Source organism: Pseudomethylobacillus aquaticus (assembly GCF_003730115.1).
Lineage (GTDB): Bacteria > Pseudomonadota > Gammaproteobacteria > Burkholderiales > Methylophilaceae > Pseudomethylobacillus > Pseudomethylobacillus aquaticus.
The window spans coordinates 317,368-336,149 of sequence record NZ_RJVP01000001.1 but is presented as its reverse complement, the minus strand read 5'-3'; the positions used below and the strand labels follow the sequence as shown (position 1 = coordinate 336,149).

The 18,782-nt window shown below is 59.7% G+C and carries 22 protein-coding genes and 1 tRNA gene; 9 read left to right on the top strand and 14 right to left on the bottom strand.

Annotated features, from left to right (window positions below; genetic code table 11):
- Positions 1-50: 50 nt before the first annotated feature.
- Positions 51-1,082, bottom strand: a complete 1,032-nt coding sequence (ygfZ, locus tag ED236_RS01595; protein WP_123236186.1) for a CAF17-like 4Fe-4S cluster assembly/insertion protein YgfZ — start codon at positions 1,080-1,082, stop codon at positions 51-53.
- Positions 1,083-1,116: 34 nt separating this feature from the next.
- Between ygfZ and ED236_RS01590 the strand changes: the two genes are divergently transcribed.
- Positions 1,117-1,626: a protein YgfX gene (locus ED236_RS01590; protein ID WP_123236185.1), complete on the top strand. Its 510-nt coding sequence runs from the start codon at positions 1,117-1,119 to the stop codon at positions 1,624-1,626.
- Between the two features lie 48 nt (positions 1,627-1,674).
- Here the strand turns inward: ED236_RS01590 and ED236_RS01585 are convergent, their stop codons facing one another.
- From ED236_RS01585 to ED236_RS01560, 6 genes are read right to left on the bottom strand one after another with little or no spacing between them, the layout of a single operon-like run.
- Positions 1,675-2,673, bottom strand: coding sequence for a vWA domain-containing protein (locus ED236_RS01585; protein WP_123236184.1), 999 nt, complete (start codon positions 2,671-2,673; stop codon positions 1,675-1,677).
- Between the two features lie 3 nt (positions 2,674-2,676).
- Positions 2,677-3,225 carry a tetratricopeptide repeat protein gene (locus tag ED236_RS01580; protein WP_123236183.1) on the bottom strand — a complete coding sequence of 183 codons (549 nt, stop codon included), beginning with the start codon at positions 3,223-3,225 and terminating at the stop codon, positions 2,677-2,679.
- Positions 3,216-4,193, bottom strand: a complete 978-nt coding sequence (locus tag ED236_RS01575) for a vWA domain-containing protein (RefSeq protein WP_123236182.1) — start codon at positions 4,191-4,193, stop codon at positions 3,216-3,218. The genes ED236_RS01580 and ED236_RS01575 overlap by 10 nt, the downstream gene beginning before the upstream one ends.
- Positions 4,190-5,209: a hypothetical protein gene (locus ED236_RS01570; RefSeq protein ID WP_193726047.1), complete on the bottom strand. Its 1,020-nt coding sequence runs from the start codon at positions 5,207-5,209 to the stop codon at positions 4,190-4,192. Before ED236_RS01570 ends, ED236_RS01575 begins: the two co-directional genes overlap by 4 nt.
- A gap of 9 nt (positions 5,210-5,218) precedes the next feature.
- Positions 5,219-6,085 carry a DUF58 domain-containing protein gene (locus tag ED236_RS01565; RefSeq protein WP_123236181.1) on the bottom strand — a complete coding sequence of 289 codons (867 nt, stop codon included), beginning with the start codon at positions 6,083-6,085 and terminating at the stop codon, positions 5,219-5,221.
- Positions 6,086-6,094: 9 nt separating this feature from the next.
- Positions 6,095-7,111 (bottom strand): AAA family ATPase, encoded by a 1,017-nt coding sequence (locus ED236_RS01560; protein WP_123236180.1) that lies wholly within the window; start codon positions 7,109-7,111, stop codon positions 6,095-6,097.
- Between the two features lie 212 nt (positions 7,112-7,323).
- On the opposite strand from ED236_RS01560, the gene fabA reads away from it, so the two are divergent.
- Both fabA and fabB read left to right on the top strand, forming a co-directional pair.
- Entirely contained in the window at positions 7,324-7,839 is a 516-nt protein-coding gene (fabA, locus tag ED236_RS01555) for a 3-hydroxyacyl-[acyl-carrier-protein] dehydratase FabA (protein WP_123236179.1), read from the top strand.
- A 54-nt stretch (positions 7,840-7,893) separates the two neighbouring features.
- Entirely contained in the window at positions 7,894-9,114 is a 1,221-nt protein-coding gene (fabB, locus tag ED236_RS01550; protein WP_123236178.1) for a beta-ketoacyl-ACP synthase I, read from the top strand.
- Between the two features lie 78 nt (positions 9,115-9,192).
- Here fabB and ED236_RS01545 read toward each other — a convergent pair whose 3' ends face one another.
- From ED236_RS01545 to hpnC, 4 genes are read right to left on the bottom strand one after another with little or no spacing between them, the layout of a single operon-like run.
- Entirely contained in the window at positions 9,193-9,588 is a 396-nt protein-coding gene (locus ED236_RS01545; RefSeq protein ID WP_123236177.1) for a phage holin family protein, read from the bottom strand.
- The gene (hpnE, locus tag ED236_RS01540) at positions 9,585-10,919 is read right to left on the bottom strand and encodes a hydroxysqualene dehydroxylase HpnE (protein WP_123236176.1); all 1,335 of its coding nucleotides are present in this window, start codon (positions 10,917-10,919) and stop codon (positions 9,585-9,587) included. Before hpnE ends, ED236_RS01545 begins: the two co-directional genes overlap by 4 nt.
- 54 nt (positions 10,920-10,973) lie before the next feature.
- The gene (hpnD, locus tag ED236_RS01535) at positions 10,974-11,810 is read right to left on the bottom strand and encodes a presqualene diphosphate synthase HpnD (protein WP_123236175.1); all 837 of its coding nucleotides are present in this window, start codon (positions 11,808-11,810) and stop codon (positions 10,974-10,976) included.
- Position 11,811: 1 nt separating this feature from the next.
- Entirely contained in the window at positions 11,812-12,681 is an 870-nt protein-coding gene (hpnC, locus tag ED236_RS01530; RefSeq protein ID WP_123236174.1) for a squalene synthase HpnC, read from the bottom strand.
- A gap of 257 nt (positions 12,682-12,938) precedes the next feature.
- Here hpnC and ED236_RS01525 point away from each other — a divergent pair, with 257 nt between their 5' ends.
- From ED236_RS01525 to ED236_RS01515, 3 genes are all read left to right on the top strand, one after another.
- Positions 12,939-13,685: an S-methyl-5'-thioinosine phosphorylase gene (locus ED236_RS01525; protein ID WP_123236173.1), complete on the top strand. Its 747-nt coding sequence runs from the start codon at positions 12,939-12,941 to the stop codon at positions 13,683-13,685.
- Entirely contained in the window at positions 13,675-14,208 is a 534-nt protein-coding gene (gene def / locus ED236_RS01520; RefSeq protein WP_123236172.1) for a peptide deformylase, read from the top strand. The genes ED236_RS01525 and def overlap by 11 nt, the downstream gene beginning before the upstream one ends.
- A 157-nt stretch (positions 14,209-14,365) precedes the next feature.
- Positions 14,366-14,453, top strand: a tRNA-Ser gene (locus tag ED236_RS01515).
- A gap of 26 nt (positions 14,454-14,479) precedes the next feature.
- Here ED236_RS01515 and ED236_RS01510 read toward each other — a convergent pair.
- The 3 genes from ED236_RS01510 to ED236_RS01500 form a co-directional block, all read right to left on the bottom strand.
- Entirely contained in the window at positions 14,480-14,854 is a 375-nt protein-coding gene (locus ED236_RS01510; protein WP_123236171.1) for a type II toxin-antitoxin system VapC family toxin, read from the bottom strand.
- The gene (locus ED236_RS01505; RefSeq protein ID WP_123236575.1) at positions 14,851-15,048 is read right to left on the bottom strand and encodes a type II toxin-antitoxin system VapB family antitoxin; all 198 of its coding nucleotides are present in this window, start codon (positions 15,046-15,048) and stop codon (positions 14,851-14,853) included. Before ED236_RS01505 ends, ED236_RS01510 begins: the two co-directional genes overlap by 4 nt.
- 189 nt (positions 15,049-15,237) lie before the next feature.
- Positions 15,238-16,110 (bottom strand): DUF808 family protein, encoded by an 873-nt coding sequence (locus ED236_RS01500; protein ID WP_123236170.1) that lies wholly within the window; start codon positions 16,108-16,110, stop codon positions 15,238-15,240.
- 541 nt (positions 16,111-16,651) lie between these two features.
- Between ED236_RS01500 and ED236_RS01495 the strand changes: the two genes are divergently transcribed.
- From ED236_RS01495 to ED236_RS01485, 3 genes are read left to right on the top strand one after another with little or no spacing between them, the layout of a single operon-like run.
- On the top strand, positions 16,652-17,041 hold the full coding sequence (locus ED236_RS01495; RefSeq protein ID WP_148042226.1) for a hypothetical protein: 390 nt from the start codon (positions 16,652-16,654) through the stop codon (positions 17,039-17,041).
- 2 nt (positions 17,042-17,043) lie between these two features.
- The gene (locus tag ED236_RS01490) at positions 17,044-17,967 is read left to right on the top strand and encodes an MlaD family protein (RefSeq protein WP_162299564.1); all 924 of its coding nucleotides are present in this window, start codon (positions 17,044-17,046) and stop codon (positions 17,965-17,967) included.
- Entirely contained in the window at positions 17,964-18,773 is an 810-nt protein-coding gene (locus ED236_RS01485) for a tetratricopeptide repeat protein (protein WP_148042225.1), read from the top strand. Before ED236_RS01490 ends, ED236_RS01485 begins: the two co-directional genes overlap by 4 nt.
- The last annotated feature ends 9 nt before the right edge of the window (positions 18,774-18,782 follow it).

Below are 18,782 nucleotides of genomic sequence, written 5' to 3'. Positions count from 1 at the left end.
CGCACCACCCAGCTACAGGGCGGCGAATCGCCGGGTTTGTCGCTCAGCGATCAGTCACGGCTGGGTAAAGCATAGGGCAGGGTGCCCAGACTGAGCGCTTGCTGTTGCAGGCTAAGCCCGCCATCCACCGCTTCCAGTCGCACCTCGACCAGCACGTCATGGCCGCCCTGCGGCGCCCGTGCGCTGCGTACCACCATTCCCGCTTCATTCCCTGCCGCATCCTGAACGGCAGTTCCCGGTATGGGTCGGCTGTCACTGGCCAGATGTGCGGGCAGCGTGCGGCGTTTGACCTTACCCAGATAATGCGTGCGTGCCACGATCTCCTGACCGGTATAGCAGCCTTTGGTCAGGCTGATGCCATCCAGTGCGTCCAGATTCAGCATCTGCGGCACAAAGGCTTCCTGAGTGGCCGGCACCACATCCGGGATGCCGGCCTGGATCTGCAGCCATTCCCAGGCATTACGACCTGCCGGGCGGTGCGTGGCGCCCAGCGCCTGCCAGATGGCGGGCATGTGCTCGGCATCGCTGAAGATCTGGAAGGCGGGGATGTCGCCTGCCAGCCGCAACACAGCGCCATGCTCCAGGCTGACCAGTTGTCCTGGCTGTTGTGGCACATTGCCAAACAGCTGCTCCAGTGCGGAAATGCTGTCCGGACCGCTGACGGCGATACGCAGCACGCTTTCCGAGACGTCCGTGAGGGTGACCTTGCTGCGCATCACATACATGCGCAAGCGCTTCAGGATGGCTTCCCGCAGGCGACCGTCCAGTTGCAGGTGCAGGTGGTCGTGATGTGCGAAAGCAGTGAATAGCGCAAGCATGCGACCTTTGGGGTTGCAATAGCCCGCTAACTGGCTGTTGCTGCCATCCAGTGCTTTGATATCGTTGGTGAACTGGCCTTGCAGAAAAGCGGTGGCATCTGCGCCTTCCACCTGTAGCAAGCCTAAATGTGACAGTTCATACAAGGCGTTGCCAGTGGCCGCGGCCTGTACCTCTGCCACGATGTCGCCGAAGTTACGCTGCTCATCGTCAGCGGCCCCTAGTATGCCTTGCGCGGTAAGAAAATCCTGCCAGTTGACTTGCATGATGGAATCCAGAAAAAGAGAGGCGATGTGAACAATGTCACAGTATAACGTGAGGCCGCTGCAGCTGGATTTCAAGCCTAGCCTGCGTTTAGCCTGTGGTCAGCGACTGATCGCAGCGCTGGGCATCATCGTGTTATGGACGCTGGACTGGAGCCTGTGGTGCAGCCTGGCGGGCAGTGCGATGATAGGCCTGACGACAGTACGGGTTTGCAGGCAGCAGCATCGTGCTTGTGCTGCAGGCAATGGCTTGCAGCTGGATGCGCGTGGTGCATTATGGCGTAGAGCAGGCGGGCAGGTGACGCGCTTGCAGCTATTGCCCAGTAGCTATAGTGGTCGTTACTTCGTGTTGCTGCATTACCGGGACTCAGACGCGGTAGATCCAGCTAGTGTCATGGCAGGCAGCTGGCCATGGCAGCCTTGTTCCACCCTGCTGCTCTGTGCAGACAGTGTCAGCACAGAGCACTACAGGCGATTACGTGTCTACCTGCATTGGAGGGTACGCTTCGCTGAACCAGCCTCGCGCCGCTTTAGCAAGCCAGTCTGACGTGCTGGCAGGCTGCTGCCAGCAATGCGGTTGATGGGGCACTAACCGTCAGCTGGTCACCACACGCCTGCGCAAGCGACTGGCCAACGCTGCACGCAGGGTCTGGACAGGGTGGCGTGGCAGAAACGCGGTCACAAAGGTCAGTGCCGCCAGTGCGGCCAGTATCCAGCGTAGCTCGAACCCGGCTGTTTCACGACGCGCCGGTTTTTGAGCTTTCATCGCCGCGAGCACGGTTTGCAGGTTGTCGCCGCGCACGTAACTGGCCTCCACTTCCGCACTCAGGGTTTTCAGATACTCTTCATCCAGCTTGGATTGATAGCGGTCCGTTTCACCTAGCGCGACATTGTCGTCACGCGTGCCAATGTTGGATTCGGAGATCTGCGCAATACCGGGTTGCAAGGCGAAACTTTCGTTCGACCAGAAACCGATCAGCTGATTCTGTTCATCCAGCTTGGGGATGGGCGTGCCTTTGTCACTGCCTATGCCGACGATCAGCCAGCCAGCGCCACCCTGAAAGCTTTCCAGATTCTCGGTATTGAAGGCATGCAGGCGCGGCGCTTCTTCGCCATCTGTGAACAGCACCACCTGCGCAGGCGCAGGGAAGGAGCGTATGGTGCGTGCGATGGAAGGCAATGTGCTGCGGATGCGGCTGTTGCCAGACCAGGCCATGCGCCAGTCCATATTGCTGATGGTGTCCTGGATATTGGCATAATTGGCACATACTTCCAGCGGCTGATACATGGCAGCGATGGTCACGCCCGCGAATACCGAGACACTGACACTGGTGCCGCAGGGCATGGATGCCACCACACGACGCATCATGTCTTTCATGTACACCAGTCGGCTGACGTCTTTACCGCCCAGGCGCATGTCCGGCGCGTTCATGCTTTGCGAGATATCGGCCACCAGCATATAGCTGTAGATGTCACGCTTGACCGGCACCGTGGGCTTGAACAGGGCCGCGATGAGCAGGAGCAGTGCCAGTGCCAGCAGTGCCACGTCAAGGCGATGACGCAGGTAGTTGAATAACCGTCGGGTCAGGCGCATGGTTTATGGCAACCCGACAGGAATGCCGCCCATGATCAGGCCGGGTGTATCCGATTCGCCCACGCCTGGCGTCGGTGTGCCGGGGAGCATGATCAGCACACGGTCCAGATTGTGGCGTGTGCCCCAGTGGCTGTTGTCGGTCTTCAACGCCAGCACATAGGCATTCTTGGCCTGATTGAGCAGGTATTCGGCTTCATCACGCACGGTCATATTGGAACCGTTGATGGCCAGCCCGCGCAGGAAGAAGATATTGCCCAGATTGTGCTGGATGATGGCACGCTGTTTGGCGTCGGCCTTGCCCAGCAGCTGGTTGAACAGCAGGGTGGCTTCCTTGTAGCGTTCATTCTTGGCCAGCCAGTAAGCGACGGCAAACTTGGCCTCGAAGCTCTGTTTGTCGGTATCTGGCGTCTTCGCCGCACGGATGGCGTTGTTGAAAGCTTCCACCTGACCGATACGTTGCAGTTCATACGCCATGCCCAGGCCACTCAGTGCCGCGATCACGGTCAGGGCCAGGGTCAGCTTGGTCGTGCTTGGCATCCATTTCAGCGCCATGTCTTGATCTCCATAAATTTCACACCCAGCAGCAGGCTTATCATCAACGCTGCCAGCAGGAAACAGGCATCGGCGTAATCCTTGCCGGGAATCTGTTCCATGTATTTGATCGGTTTTTTCTCGCGTTGGTTGATGTCGTTGACAGCAAGCTCCAGGGATTTCGGGTCTTCCGCTTCATACGCGCGGAACTGCGTTTTTAGCGTATTGAAGAAGTCGCGTAACTCGATCTGTGGTGGCAGCGCTTTGTCTTCTTCCGGTTTGAAGTTCTCATCAAAGATACTGATGCCGCCTGGCTGGCGCAACACGATCCAGTACAGATTTATCTTGAGGCGGTCGAACCAGTCGCGGATCTTCTGCTGCGTGGCGGCATCGATACGGCCAGCGCCATCCGACAGCAGGATGACCGCGCGCGAGCCATTGTCCGGCACTTTGTCATACAGGCCGGCGACGCTGGTAAGGCCACTGCCGATATTGGTCTGGAACAGGGCATTCCCCGCAGTTGCCTGCACGGCAGCCACGATGGCATCGCGGTTCTCGCTGAGCGGCAGCACATACATCGCCGAGTTGCTGAAGGAGATCATGCCGAACATGTCGTTCTGGCGTGACTTCACGAATTGCGTGATCAACCGTGCCGCTGCGGCAGATTTGGTCTCTCCGACCGTGCCATTCACGCCACCCGAGAACGGATCGTCCATGCTGGCGCTGCGATCCAGCACCAGGCCGATCTGTGCGCCCACTCCCAAGCGTTCCACATACTGGGCTTCGGTATGTGGCCCCGCCAGTCCCAGCAGGATCGCCAGCAGGCCCAGCACCGCCATCGCTTTCAACAACAGGCCGGTCAGGTCTGACAGACGGTCGGCAGGCAGCATCTGCAACCAGGAATAGGTGCGCGTGTGGGCGCGCTGCAGGATCAGCGGCAGGATGGACAATGGCAGCAGCCACAGTACCCAGGGTGTGGTGAAACTCATGCCTGCACCTTGTTGCGGGCAAGGTTGTGAGCAAGCTTGCGGGTATCCGGTTTCAGGCCGCGCTCACAATCGCGGCAACGACGGCAGAACTGTAACAGCCATTGCATCGGGTCATTGCCGGCCTGGTGGCTCGCGCCCGGTTCGAAGAACACCTGGCGTGACAGCTGGAAGAACACGGCGATATCGTCACGCACGATGGCGAAGCCGGGCTTCATGGCGATCAGCATGTCGATGTTGTCAGCGAACACACCTTGTCCAGCGGTGATGTTGAAAGCCTTGTGCAGGCGTGATACCGCCAGTTGCAGGGTCTGCGCTGTTGGGGCCGGGGTTTGGGCCAACTTGCGCAGATCGCGGTAAGCTCGTGCGAACGGACGTCCCATGCGCGGCAGCCAGCTGCGTGTGCCCAGGATGTAGAGCAGGCCGAGCAGGCTGACGGCCAGCACTGCCGAAAAGGCATACAAGCGTTGTTGTTCTTGCTCGGCATGCAGCAGCAGCGGGCCGCGGAACGGGCTCATGTCATATTCGATCTTTACGGCGCCGAAGATGGACAGTGGCGAGATGGCAAAATCCCAGCTCGGGATACGGTACTTCACCACCTTGCCGTCCTTGATCAGTTTGACGTACTCCTGTGGCAGCGCCGCGTGCTTGGCCACCACATTGTTGGTGAATACCTGGTAAGCCAGTCTGATGTGGTGCGTGGTGCTGGCGTCATGTTCCGTCTTGACGTGGTGGATGCTGCTCAGGTCGATGCCGATCTTCTGGCCTCTGTAGCGCTTTTCGTAGCCCACGATGGGCAGTGAAGTGTCGATCAGCTTGTAAGGGTGCTTGATCTCAAGCGTGATGTCACGCGCCAGGATGTCACCCACGGTGTAGCCCACCTTGCGCGCGGGTTCAGTGATGCGGATGCTGACCACGCCCTCTTCAACATCGGGTGTGATCTCCTCATCTTCGGCATGCAGCATGCCGGAAGCTGCCATCAAGGCCAGCCAGAACAGGGTCGATATCAGTTTAGTCATGTCAGTCAATCAGGGAGCAACGAATTGATAGAAGTATTCCGTCAGTGCATCGGCGTCGAACTGGTTTTCCACGTAGAACGGCGGCATGTCGAAACGCATGAACATGGCGTCAATGTCGGCGCGGCGTTGCTCGAAGCCCGCGATGATGCGCTGCTTGAGCGCACGCCGCATGAACAGGGTCCGCAAGGCACCGGTCTCGCTATCGACCACGCTGGTGATGCCGAACTCCGGCATGTTCAGGTACTCGCTGCGATCCCACAGCACCATGGGCACGATGTGGTGCCTCAGCAGCATGGACAAGGATTCCTGCAGGTCACTGAGCGGCATGTGGAAGTCCGAGATCAGGAAGATCAGCGCACGTTCGCGCGGCAGGTAACGGTACACATCCAGCAGGCCGTTGCCGGCTAGCTGAGGCGGATGGTAGTCCTTGAGGCGCTCGGTGAGCTCGAAGGCGCGTTGCGGTTTCACCGAGGCGATGCTGATCCAGTCTTCGCGTACCTGATCGTCGAAACCGATGAAGCCGAACGGGTCGGACGAGTGGGTGGCCGATTGCGCGATGGATTCGGCGATCTCGGCGGCCAGCTGCAGTTTGCGGCGGCCATGACCGAAATTCATCGAGCCGGACAGGTCACACACCACATACACCGGGATGGCGCTCTTCTGGTTGTAGATGCGCACATACACCTGTTCCATCGGGTCGCGTATGGTCTGGCGTATGTCGATACGACGCGGGTCCGGGTAGGCGAGCAGGGTGCTGTGACCACGGAATTCCATGCCCATGCCACGCAGCGTGCTGGCATGCTGGCCGGGATGACGTCCACGCGAGCGCCAGCCCACGTGGTAGCTGAATTCCTTGATGTTGAAGTGATCGGACATCGTGAAGGCTTAGGGCGCTGCCACGTTTTGCAGGATGCCGTTCAGCATGTCGCGTGCGATCTCGGTGCGGCGGATCTCATAGACCGGGCTGAACACCACACGGTGCGCCACGGTGGCGTGGAACACGGCATGGATGTCTTCCGGGGTGACGGCCGTGCGGTCATTCAGCCAGGCGTTCACACGCGCAGCACGCAGCATCATGCTCATGCCACGCGGGCTGGCACCGGCCAGCACCAGGCGGTTCATGTCCACACCACTGACCTTGACACCATAATCGGTGGGTTTGCGGGTTGCCAGCCACAGTTGCAGTGCGTAGCGGCGCAGTGTTTCGCTGGCACTGACGCTGGCCTGGATCACGCTGGAAAAGGCATTCAGATCGTCGTACTTAAGGATGTCATGTGGGACAGTGTCCACCAGGGCATCGACGTTGTGGAAACGCGTGTCGAACATCAGGGCTTCCATGATGCTGTCATCATTGGGCACCACGATGGGGATCTCCATCATGAAGCGGTCGCGTGCCGCAGACGGGATCTCGAAGGTCTCTTCTTTTTCCACCTGATTGCGGTCAGCGAACACCAGCATGTGCGGGAAATGGTGCTCCTTATTGAAGGCGGTGAGTGTGCGTTCAGCCATCACGCGCAGCAGCAGCGAGTGCACCTGCGGACGGGCACGGTTGATCTCGTTGAAAAAGAACACGGAGAGATTTTCTCCCGACATCAGCAGCGGGCCAGGACTCACGTGCGGCTTGCCGTCTTCTCCCAGATAGGTGTGATAGACCAGATCGTTGGGCATCAGGTCGATGGTGCCTTCGATACGCTGGTAGCCACCGCCGATGCCGCGCGTGAAGGCACGCAGTAGCGTGGTCTTGCCCACGCCTACATCGCCTTCCAGCAGTACGTGGCCACGTGCGAAGATGGCGGTGGTGATCAGACGGATCGGGTTTTGTTGCCCCACCACCACCTTGTTGATTTCTGTTTCCAGTTTCAGCGCGTGAGCACGCCAGTCGGCCAGTTGAAGATCACTCATGGAGTAGTCCTGTGATGAAATTGTAAATAAAATGTAACTCTCGGCTGGATATTAACGTCATTCACGGGTGGTGTAAACAGATCTGTATACACAAACTTGGCGCACAAAACAGTGCCAATTTTTAGGCATTGATTTAGCAGGGCTTTCGTTAAAGTCCGTTTCCGGCGAAAATACCACCTCTTATCACATCAGGTTCGCAAAAGCGTCAATTCATGGCAAAACAGAATAGTTACAGTTACGAGGAATTGCTGGCCTGCGGGCGCGGTGAAATGTTCGGTCCAGGCAATGCCCAGTTGCCCTTGCCTCCAATGCTGATGTTCGATCGCATCGTGAGCATCACGGAAGACGGTGGCCGCTATGGTCAGGGTCAGATCGTGGCCGAGCTGGACGTGAAGCCTGACCTGTGGTTCTTCGGCTGTCATTTCGAAGGTGATCCGGTCATGCCGGGCTGCCTGGGTCTGGATGCCATGTGGCAGTTGGTCGGCTTCTATCTGGGCTGGATGGGCGGGCCTGGTCGTGGTCGTGCGCTAGGGGCTGGCGATGTCAAGTTCACCGGTCAGGTGTTGCCCACCGGCAAACTGGTGCGCTACCAGATCGACCTGAAGCGTGTGATCATGCGCAAGCTGGTGATGGGGATCGCCGATGCGCGCATGGAGCTGGATGGCCGCGAGATCTATGTGGCGCAGGACCTGCGTGTGGGCTTGTTCACGCGTACGGATAACTTTTAAGAAAATGCAGCAAGCCTGCTTACTGCAACGATTGACTGAGGGGAGTGCACGATAATGCGTCGCGTCGTCGTGACCGGCATGGGGATCATCTCCAGCCTGGGCAACAACAAACAAGAGGTGCAGGACAGCCTGTACCATGGCCGTTCCGGCATCACCTTCCAGCAGGAATACGCTGACCGGGGCATGCGCTCGCAGGTGGCGGGTTCCATCAAGAACCTGGATCTCGGCGAGCTGATAGACCGCAAGCTGATGCGCTTCATGGCCAAAGGCCATGCCTATGCCTGGCTGGCTCTGCAGCAGGCCATCGCCGATGCGGCATTGCCGGAGTCGCTGGTCTCCAACGTGCGCACCGGCATCATCGTCGGCGGCGGTGGCCCCTCCACCGAAAGCATAGAGGAAAGCAACCAGGTGCTGGCCGAGAAAGGCATACGCCGGGTCGGGCCCTACATGGTCACCAAAGCGATGTGCAGCGGTATCGTGGCCACGCTGGCCACCGGTGCCAAGATCAAGGGTGTCAATTACGGCATCAGCTCCGCCTGTTCGACCAGCGCGCACTGCATCGGCGCTGGCCTGGAGCAGATCCAGCTCGGCAAGCAGGACATCGTGTTCGCTGGCGGCGGTGAGGAAGAGCACTGGAGCTTGTCCTACCTGTTCGACGCCATGGGCGCCATGTCCAGCAAATACAACGATACCCCGGAAAAAGCATCGCGTACCTATGACGCCAACCGCGACGGTTTCGTCATCTCCGGCGGTGGCGGCATTCTGGTGCTGGAAGAATACGAACACGCCAAAGCGCGTGGTGCCAAGATCTACGCCGAAGTGGTCGGTTATGGCGCCACCTCGGATGGCTACGACATGGTGGCCCCCAGCGGCGAAGGTGCGGTGCGCTGCATGCGTCTGGCGCTGGAAGGCATCAGCGGCGAGGTGGATTACATCAACACCCACGGCACCAGCACGCCAGTGGGCGACACCAAAGAGCTGGAAGCGATCCGCGAAGTGTTCGGTGACAGCAGGACCGCCATCGCTTCGACCAAGTCCCTGTCCGGCCATGCGCTGGGTGCGGCGGGCGTGAATGAGGCGATCTATACGCTGATCATGATGGAAGCGGGCTTCATCGCCGCTTCTGCCAATATCGACACGCTGGATCCGGTAGCGGAAGGCCTCAACATCGTGCGTAGCCGCATCGACAACGCCAATATCCAGACCGCGCTGTCCAACAGCTTCGGTTTCGGTGGCACCAACGCCACCTTGACCTTCTCGCGTCGCGGTTTGTAACAGGATCTTGTAACAGGATGTGGCGCTGAGATTGAGCGCCGAACAGGAAAGCCGGAGGCCCGAGGGTCTTCGGTTTTTTTATATCATGATGGTATTGGCAGCGGGGATGATGGCCACCCCCTGACTGGGCAGCAGCAGTTCGATCACAAAGCTGAACACGGCGATGAAGATGCTGACGAAGAAGGCGGTCCAGAAGCCGGACACGCGGCAGCCACTGACCAGCGCGGCCACCAGCATCAGCATCAGCGCGTTGATCACCAGTGCGAACAGGCCAAAGCTCAACAAGGTGAGCGGAAAGGTCAGCAACAGCAACAGCGGGCGCAGCACCGCGTTCACAAAGCCAAGCAGCAGGGCGGATACCAGCAGGGCCGGGCCGCTGTCAAAGGTCAGCCCCTTGAACAGTCGGCTGGCGACCCACAGGCTGAAGCTCATGATGCCCCAGTGCAGCAAGAAATCCATCACGGACGCACTCATAGCGGTTCTCCATTATGTTGACGGTGCACGCGCTGTGCCATCAACTGTTGTGCAGTGCGCATGCCGCTACGCACGGCCGCTTCGATGGTGGCAGGATAGTCGGGCTCGCAATAATCCCCAGCAAGGAACACTCCATGCTGTGCGGGCAGCGGCTCTGGACCTTGCAGCCCGGGCACGCAGCTGTAGGTGGCACGTTTCTCGGCGATCACCTTGCTCCACAGCGGCTCGGCCAGGTCGGGCTGCAATTCCTGCAATTGCTGGTGTACCGCCAGCGCCAGATCTGGCTGGCTCCGGCGTTGATGCGGCCCGCTGGCACTGATCACCACCGCCAGCAAGCCGGCCTGACCGTAGAGCTGGCCACGGTCGAACACCCACTGACCATCGCCATCCAGCAGCCCCTGCATGGGTTCGGCAAGCACGGTGCTTTCCGGGTATTGCAGATACACCGTATAGATGGGCTGATAGTCGAATTGCGCGCACAGGCCGGACCAGGCGGATAGCGCTGGTAGCCCGGCAAGCAGTTCCGGCACATGGAAGGGGGCGACAGCGATAATGACCTGCGCATGCTGCTGCTCGCCCAGTGCGGTGCCGATCACATAGTGACCGGCGTGATCGCGCCGCAAGCGAAGCACCTTGCGGGCACGATGTACCTTGCCTCCGGCAGCTTCAATGGCATGCGCCAGCGGGTCTGCCAATAAAGCCGTCAGATCGACACGTGGCAGCAGCAAGTCGCTGGCGCGGGGAGATGTACTGAAGCAGTCGCGCAACACATGCACGAACACCTGCGCACTGGCAATGCTGATGGGCGTGTTCATGATGGCCAGACACAAGGGCTCCCACAGCTTGTTGATCAACTGTGCGGGCTGATGTTGCGCTTGCAGCCAGCCTAGCAGGGGCTGGTCTGTCTCCAGCTTGAAGCCCTGTTGCTGCAGGTGGCGCATCAGCCTGAGTATCGCCAATCGCGACGCCCAGCTCAACCCGCGCGCAGCCAGCACGCCATACAACAAGTTGAATGGCGCTGGCAGCCAGGAAGGACAGCGCAATGACAGGTCGGCGATGCTGAGTTGCAGCGGCTGACGCAGCAGCGCGCTGTCGGTATCCACATTCAAGGCAGCGAGCAAGCGCAGGGTGTGGCTGTAGGCCCCGCTCAGGATGTGCTGACCATTGTCCAGCGCCAGACCTTGCCAGTGCACCATGCGCGCACGACCACCCAGCTGGGCGGCCGCTTCATAAACCGTGACCGGCACGCCTTGCTGCGCCAGCTGATAAGCCGCCGTCAGCCCGGCACAGCCGCCGCCTATGATGGCGATGCTGTCCTGGTGCTTGCTCATGCAGGGGGGGTGTTCATGGTGATCAGCATGGTGACGGGCACGGCAATGGGCTGATCAGTAACGCAGCCAGGTGGTCCAGGCCAGCCACAGCTTACGCAACGGGGTCAGTGAGATGCGGGCATTCAGCACCTGATCCGCGCCGTCCTTGCGTATCTCGCGCAGCAGCGTGCGGTAGATGGCGGTCATGATGAGGCCGGTGCGCTGGGCATGCTGGTCCTCGGCTGGCAGGTTGCGCAGGGCACGGTCGTAATAGTGCTCGGCGCGTTCGATCTGGAACTCAAGCAGCGCGCGTACCGCATCCGAGCGGCGGCCATGCAGGATATCCGCTTCGCTGACACCGAAACGCGCCAGTTCGTCTTGCGGCAGGTAGATGCGGTCACGACGGGCATCTTCCCCCACATCGCGGATGATATTGGTCAGCTGGAAGGCCATGCCCAGGTCATGCGCATATTTCAGGGTCTGGCGGTTGCTGTAACCGAAGATGGCGACCGACAGCAGGCCCACCACACTGGCCACGCGGTAGCAGTACAGCTGCAGTGATTTGAAATCGGCATAACGGTTCTGCTCCAGATCCATGCCCATGCCATCGATGATCTCCTGCAAATGCTCCTCGGCCAGGCCATAGCTGGCGATGGCAGGCTGCAGGGCTTTGCTGACCGGGTGCTGCGGCTTGCCTGCATAGAGGTTGGCGATCTCGCTGCGCCACCAGGCCAGCTTGTTGGCGGCGATAGCGGCGTCGCTGCACTCATCGGCGATGTCATCCACCTCGCGGCAGAAGGCATACAGTGCCGTGATGGCTTCGCGCCTGGGTTTGGGCAGGAACAAAAAACTGTAATAGAAACTGGAGCCGCTGGCAGCGGCTTTTTCCTGGCAATAGGCTTGTGGTGTCATGTTATTTACGGCGGATGGCGCGGTACAGCATATAACCCCAGTCACGCGTTTGCAGGACAGGGCGCTCAGCGAAGATGTCGCCACGCGTCTTGTGCAGCTTGTGCAGGATGCGTTCACCACCCGCGATGATGGTGCGCATCTCCAGGCCGATACGGCCGGGCAGGGCCATGCCCAGCGGGGCGCCAGACTGCAGCAGACGGGTGGCACGCAGGATCTGGAACTCCATCAGCATGCGCCACTGTGGTGTGACCGTGCCCTCCGCGATCTGCTGTTCCTGGATACCATATTTCTTCAGTTCATCCTGCGGCAGGTAGATGCGGCCTTTCTTGTAATCGACATTCACATCCTGAAGGAAGTTAATGATTTGCAATGAAGAACAGACAGCATCGGCCATGCCGATATTGCGTGGTGTAGCCTCGCCATACAGGTGCAGCAACAAGCGTCCCACCGGGTTGGCAGACCAGCGGCAATACGACATGAGTTCACCAAAATCAGCATAACGCTGCTTGGTGACATCCTGACTGAAGGCGGATAGCAGATCATAGAAAGGCTGCAAGGGCAGTTGATGCTGTTCTATGGTCTCGCCCAGCGCCACGAACAGGGCAGTATGTGGTTCGCGGCCTGCCTTGATGCGGTCCAGTTCGTTGCGGTAGCCATCCAGCAATTGCAGGCGCTCTTCGTTGCTGAGATCGCCTTCGTCGGCAAAGTCATCCGCCTGACGCGCAAAGCTGTAGATCAGCTGGATCGGTTCGCGCAAACGGCGTGGCAACAGCAAGGAAGCCACCGGGAAATTCTCGTAATGATCGCGTGCAAGGCGCGCACTGATGGCCTGGGTGAAGCTTTGCTGCTGGGGGGTGTGATGGTCTTCCATGAGGCTTGCAGTATGCCATAAATCGCGGTCATAAAGCCCGCCGGACGCCTGTTGCAGGCTATGGTAGCCGTTTTGGGGGCGTGACGGGGGATGGTGAAAATGCCACACCGTGCAGTGCTGCACTGGGCACAGGCAGGCGCTCGCGCTACACTCTCGTCCTACTCACAGTGCGCTGGCATCCAACAGGCGCAGGGCTGGAGTTTCGCTAACATCAACATGCGTATTTTCATCAACATGCGTATTTTCAAGGAAGATTCATGCTGGGCATCATAGGCGGTACCGGACTCACGCAATTGGCCAACTTGGTGGTGACACGCAGGCAGATCATACGCACCCCGTATGGCGAGCCTTCCGCACCACTGACCTTTGGCGAGGTGGGTGGTCGCCCCGTGGTGTTCCTGGCACGTCATGGCAGTGGCCATACTATCCCGCCGCATGCCGTGAACTACCGTGCCAACCTGTGGGCGCTGCACAGCGAAGGCGTGTGCAACATCGTGGCGATCGCCACGGTGGGGGGGATACACGCAGACCTGGCACCCGGCAGCATCGCGGTGCCAGACCAGATCATCGACTACACACACAGCCGCAAGACCAGTTTTCATGATGGCGTGGAGTTGCCGGTACGCCACATCGATTTCACCGAACCTTACTGCCCCAACATGCGGCGTCTGGTGCAGTTGGCCGCGCGCAAGCTCGGCGAGCCGGTGGTGATGGGCGGCACCTATGCCTGCGTGCAGGGTCCGCGTCTGGAAACTGCCGCCGAGATCAACCGGCTGGAACGTGATGGAGCCACCATGGTGGGTATGACCGGCATGCCGGAAGCCGCGCTGGCGCGTGAGCTGGAGATCAGCTACGCCGCCCTGTGCCCGGTGGCCAACCATGCCGCCGGCCGCGGCAGCAGCCAGCATGGCATCCGCTACGAAGACGTGGGCGTGGTGCTGGAAGGCACCATGCAACGCGTACGCACATTGATCGAACACGTGGTGACCATGCATGGCGATTAGAGAGGTATTACGCATGGGCGATCCGGTGCTGCTGCAGAAAGCCGCCCCGGTGGCCAAGTACGACACGCCAGAGCTGCACGCGCTGATCCAGGACATGCAGGACACCATGGCGCACATGAACGGGGCAGGCATCGCCGCCCCGCAGATCGGCGTCAGCCTGCGCGTGGTGATCTTTGGCGTGGGTTCCAACCCGCGCTACCCGGATGCCGAACAAGTGCCTTACACCGTGCTGATCAACCCGGTGCTGAACCCGGTGGGCGAGCTGATGGAAGAGGGCTGGGAAGGTTGCTTATCCGTGCCTGGCATGCGTGGCGTGGTGCCGCGCTACACGCGCCTGCATTACACCGGCTTCGACCAGTACGGTAAGCCCATCGACCGGCTGGTGAGTGGTTTTCACGCGCGCGTGGTGCAACACGAGTGCGACCACCTGGAGGGTGTCCTCTACCCGATGCGCATCCGTGATCTCAGTCGCTTCGGTTTCACCGATGTGCTGTTCCCGGGCATGATCGTCGAGGACGATTGATGCGATATTGACGCGCAAATGATAGAATGCGCGTCCTTTTGACGCTGTCGAGAGATTGCCACTCGGCAGTAGCAAGAGAAAATCGTCGAGATCTTGATTTAGCAAGAAATAAGACTGAGTGGTATGAATCACTCAAGTTAGTTGTCGTTAGCAACACGGAAGCTTGGCAGAGTGGTCGATTGCACTAGTCTTGAAAACTAGCATACCGCAAGGTATCCAGGGTTCGAATCCCTGAGCTTCCGCCAGCAACGTTCAGGCGCATATATCCAACTCAATGCGCCGCGATAAATCCCAAATCCATTGCTTGCGCAATACTCGCCAGGCGCCTGTCCCGAGTCCACAGCCTGGTCTCGGCTGTCAGCATGCAAGCCGCCAGCAAATGCACATCCACAAGGCTTATGCCTTTACCCATCAAGCTGTAACGCTCAATCAGCTGCAACACTTCCTCATGTTTGGCTTCGGTGGCTGAAGTGAGATTGCGTAACAGACCAAGTACTTCATGACGGTTCTTCAAGTTGCCACAAGCCAGTTCGCCCAAAATCATCGGGTGACAGCACACACGCCCTGCCTGCAGCAGAACAGCCAGCTCGGCATCGCCGTCGCGCAGATGGTCAACCCAAACTGAGGTATCTGCCAGAACGTTCACGCAGCATCACGCTGGCGACGCGCAGGGGCTGTCAACTCGGGTTCGGAGCCGCCCAGGCGCGCCAGCCGCTTGGCACTCTCGCGTTCGATCAAGGCTTTTAATCCCTCGCGTAACACAGCAGACTTTTCGCTGATCCCGCTTAACTGAACCGCTTCAGCCAACAAATCATCATCAATGGTTAACGTTGTACGCATGCCTGGTCCTTTGCGCATCGAAATTGGCATCATTTTATGCCAATAATGATGCTATTGCTAAGTGATATGCTCGAGCATGCGGCTCCACTATCACATTGTCAGGGTCGGTCTTTGAGTCCGGCCAGTTTTTGAGTCCGCGAGCAGGGAAGGGCCAACAATCCCTGCAGTCTGGCAGTTAAGCTATCATGATTAACGCGTTAAGTTCTTAAGCTTCATCAGCACCACCATCACCCCACCCACCATCACACCGAACACCGCTTCTGTCAGCATGGCAGGGATGTTCCAGGCATGCGCTTTTGCTAGAAGCTCGTGAACGATTTCGATGTTATGGCTGATCAGCCCGCCCCCCACCGCGAACATGGCAGCAGCGCCGACGATGCCCAGCAGGCGCATCGTCCAGGGCATGGCTTTCAATAGCCAGCCGCCTATGCGTTGGCGGATGCAGCCCGCTGCCTGCACCAGCTTTGCCCCCAGGTCGTCCATGCGCAGCAGGCCATACACAAAGCCGTAGATCAGCACGGTGACCAGCACGCCCAATCCCAGCAGGTAGAAGAATTTAGTCATCGCGTCCATGTCGCCCAATGCAGACAGCATGATCATCAGGATCTCGAAGCTGAGGATGATGTCGGTCATGATGGCACTGCGGATGCGGGTGCGTTCCACCTTCAGCATGTCATCCGCCGATAACTGGAACGCGACTTTCAGGTCCGCCTCATGGTTCCTATCTTCTTTGCTCTTGCGGTGGAACAGTTTTTCACCGCCTTCGTAGCAAAGGTAGATGCCGCCCAGTATCAGCAAGGGGGTGATCAGCCAGGGCAGGTAGACACTCATGAGCACGATCAGTGGCGCCAGCACGATCTTGTTGGCCAGCGAGCCCAGGAAGATGGACAGCACCACCGGCCATTCGCGCTCCGAGGCGATGCCATTGACGGTGTTGGCATTCACGGCGAGATCGTCGCCTATGATGCCTGCGGTCTTTTTCAATGGTGCAGCGGCTTGCGTGGCGACATCGTCCAGAATGGTGGCGATGTCATCGAGGATGGCGAGGATACCAACGGCCATAAAAACTCACTTTCGTTGCATGGAGGTGTTGAGAGGTGAAGTCCAAGCGGCATTCTAGTGTACTGCGCAGGTTTCTGGGATGACGCTGTTCCTGCAAACAAAGCAAGTATAGGCTGGTGGTGGCTTGTGCCGCCTGCACGCATCGCTGGAAGCTGGCAGAAAACAGGGTTACTATCGGGTTTGTCATCCTGATGTTGCCATCTCAAGGCGGCAGTGATCGCCGGGCCAGCAGGGGGACAGGCAGAGCGGGACGCCCGGCTTTGCCGATAACAATGAGATTGTTGGTGTAGCACAACAGCATGGCGAGCAGGCGGCCTACGCCCCTGATATCGCGTAGAGATGCTTTCTTTTCAGTGGGGGAGCTGGAAATGAAGGGTTGCTTGTTACCGTATCCAGCCAGCCGGGGAGCGCGCACCTGCGTGCTCATCCAGCCAGGCACTACTTGTTGGCCTGCTTATGGGCCTGCTCATTGCCATCTGTGTTCCTGCACGACCCACCACGCCCTGATGCCGAAACGTTCTCCTTGCTCGCGGGGCGGCCTGTGAACGCACACACCATCCTGGCGCGCCCCGGCCTGATGTTCGACCTGTCCTTGCTGGACAATCTTTTCATCGCCACGCATTTAGGTCATGCGCCTCCCAACCCGGTCGCTATACAGCAGCTGGACCAGCTGTTCATGCGCTGTGGCGCGCCTATAGACTGGCCCTCACTGGCACACAGCTTCCCGGAACAGGTGTCAGCGACCGAGCGTGCCAAGATCTGGATCTCGCGGGCGCTGCTCTGCAACCCCAGGGTGTTGCAGTTGCAGCGCAGTGACTGGCCGATCGGCAGCTTGCAGGCGGCGCAGTTCCAGCAGGCTTATGCCCAGCAATTCCCCTGGCGACAGCTGGCATGGCTGGAAGCGCATGCCGAGGAGGAGGTTATCCCTTGACCATGCCAGCGCATCTCCAGGCGCAGCCAACTTCAGGTTTGGAGCCCAGCCCGACATGGCGCAGCCAGTCCGGCTGGATCATCGCCTGCCTGGCGCTGCTGCTGCTCATGGCCTTGAGCGCATACCGGCAAGGCGTGTTCACCCCCAGTAGCCATGTGTATATCGAACTGCAGGCGGCTGCAGGCGTGAACCTGGGCACGCCGGTGCGCCTGCGCGGCTTTCAGGTCGGCGAGGTGGATGCCGTCGAGTTGCAGAGCGACCTGACGGTGCGCGCCAGGCTGCGTATCGAGACCGCGCGTCTCAATCTGTTGAGCAGCGACACTGTCGCCAAAGTGGGGCGCGATACACCGGTCGCCAACAAGCATATCGACCTCTATCCCAACCTCAAGGAAAAGACCCGCTTGTCGGCGGGCAAGACCTTGATGCTGGAGACTGGCCAGGAGCTGGAGGACATGCTGCTCACCGCCAAAAAGACCCTGGATCAGATGAACAGCACGCTCAGTAAGATAGACCCCATCCTGACCGATGTCGGCGCCATCACCCAGCAAGCCGTGCAGGCCATGCCGGGCTTGCGCCAGCAGGCGCAGCAAGTGGCGCGCAACGTGGAGAGCACCACCGCCAACGTCAGGCAGAGCAGTGCCCATGCCAACGCGCTGATCGAAGACATCGCGGCACAGCGTGGCCAACTGCTGGGTGATCTGCAAGAAGTGTTGGGGCAGGCCAGGCAGAGCAGTGTGCAGGTGAATCTGCTGCTGAGCGAACTCAATCAGAACATCCCACCCGCCCTACGTGCAGGCCGGCATGTGGCGGAAGACGCCGCTGTCATGTCGGACGGGCTGCGGCATAGCTGGCCGTTCAGCACCATGCTGCAGGTCCAGGTCGATGCGCCACCCCGGCTGGACAGTTTCGAGGCGAGTCCGCCATGAGTCAGCGAGTCAAGCCAACCCTGCTGGGCGTACTGTTGGTAATGATGTGGCTGGCTGCCGCTTGTGCCAGCAAAGGCGCGCCTGTCAGTGCCACGCACCAGCAGGCAGACCAGCGCTTCAATGCCGCCAGCCGTGCGCTGGCACTCGGGCAGCCGGAACGCGCTGTGCAGCAGTTCCAGCAGGCCATCGTGCTGTATGACGGTTTGTATGCCTTGCCGCAGCGCACCCAGGCGGTACTGGGGCTGAGTCGTGCATTGTCGGAATCTGGCCGGGTCGAGGAGGCCATGCAATGCGTGCAGCAGGCCCTGACGACGGATCTGGCATTAAGCGCTGCTGACAGGTCGCAGTTGCTGGGGCGCAAAGCATCGTTGTGGCTGGCGCAAGGGGATAGCGAAGCCGCCGCTACCGCTGCGCTGCAGGCGCAGACGGAATGCCATAGCCGCTGCCCCGACCACGCCGCATTGACCGTGCTGCAAGCCCGCATCGCCCTTGCACGCGGCGCCTGGGTCGAGGGCAAGGATAAAGCCAGTCAGGCCAGTCTGCTGGCCGCAGACAAGCCGCGCGAGCAGGCCAATGCCTTGCGTGTGCTGGCTCAGGCCGAGCTCAAGTTGCAGCAGGCGCAGGCTGCCATCCTGGCAGCGGAGCAGGCGTTAGCGATCGACCAGCGGCTCGGTCTGCCGCCGCGTATCGCATTGGATCTGCAATTGCTTGCCGAGGCGCATGCCGCCGCAGGCGATGTGGCCAAGGCCGCTCAATACCGTCAGGCCGCAGAACGGGCACGTGCTGCGGCTGGCAAGTTACGTTGAACAGCTAGG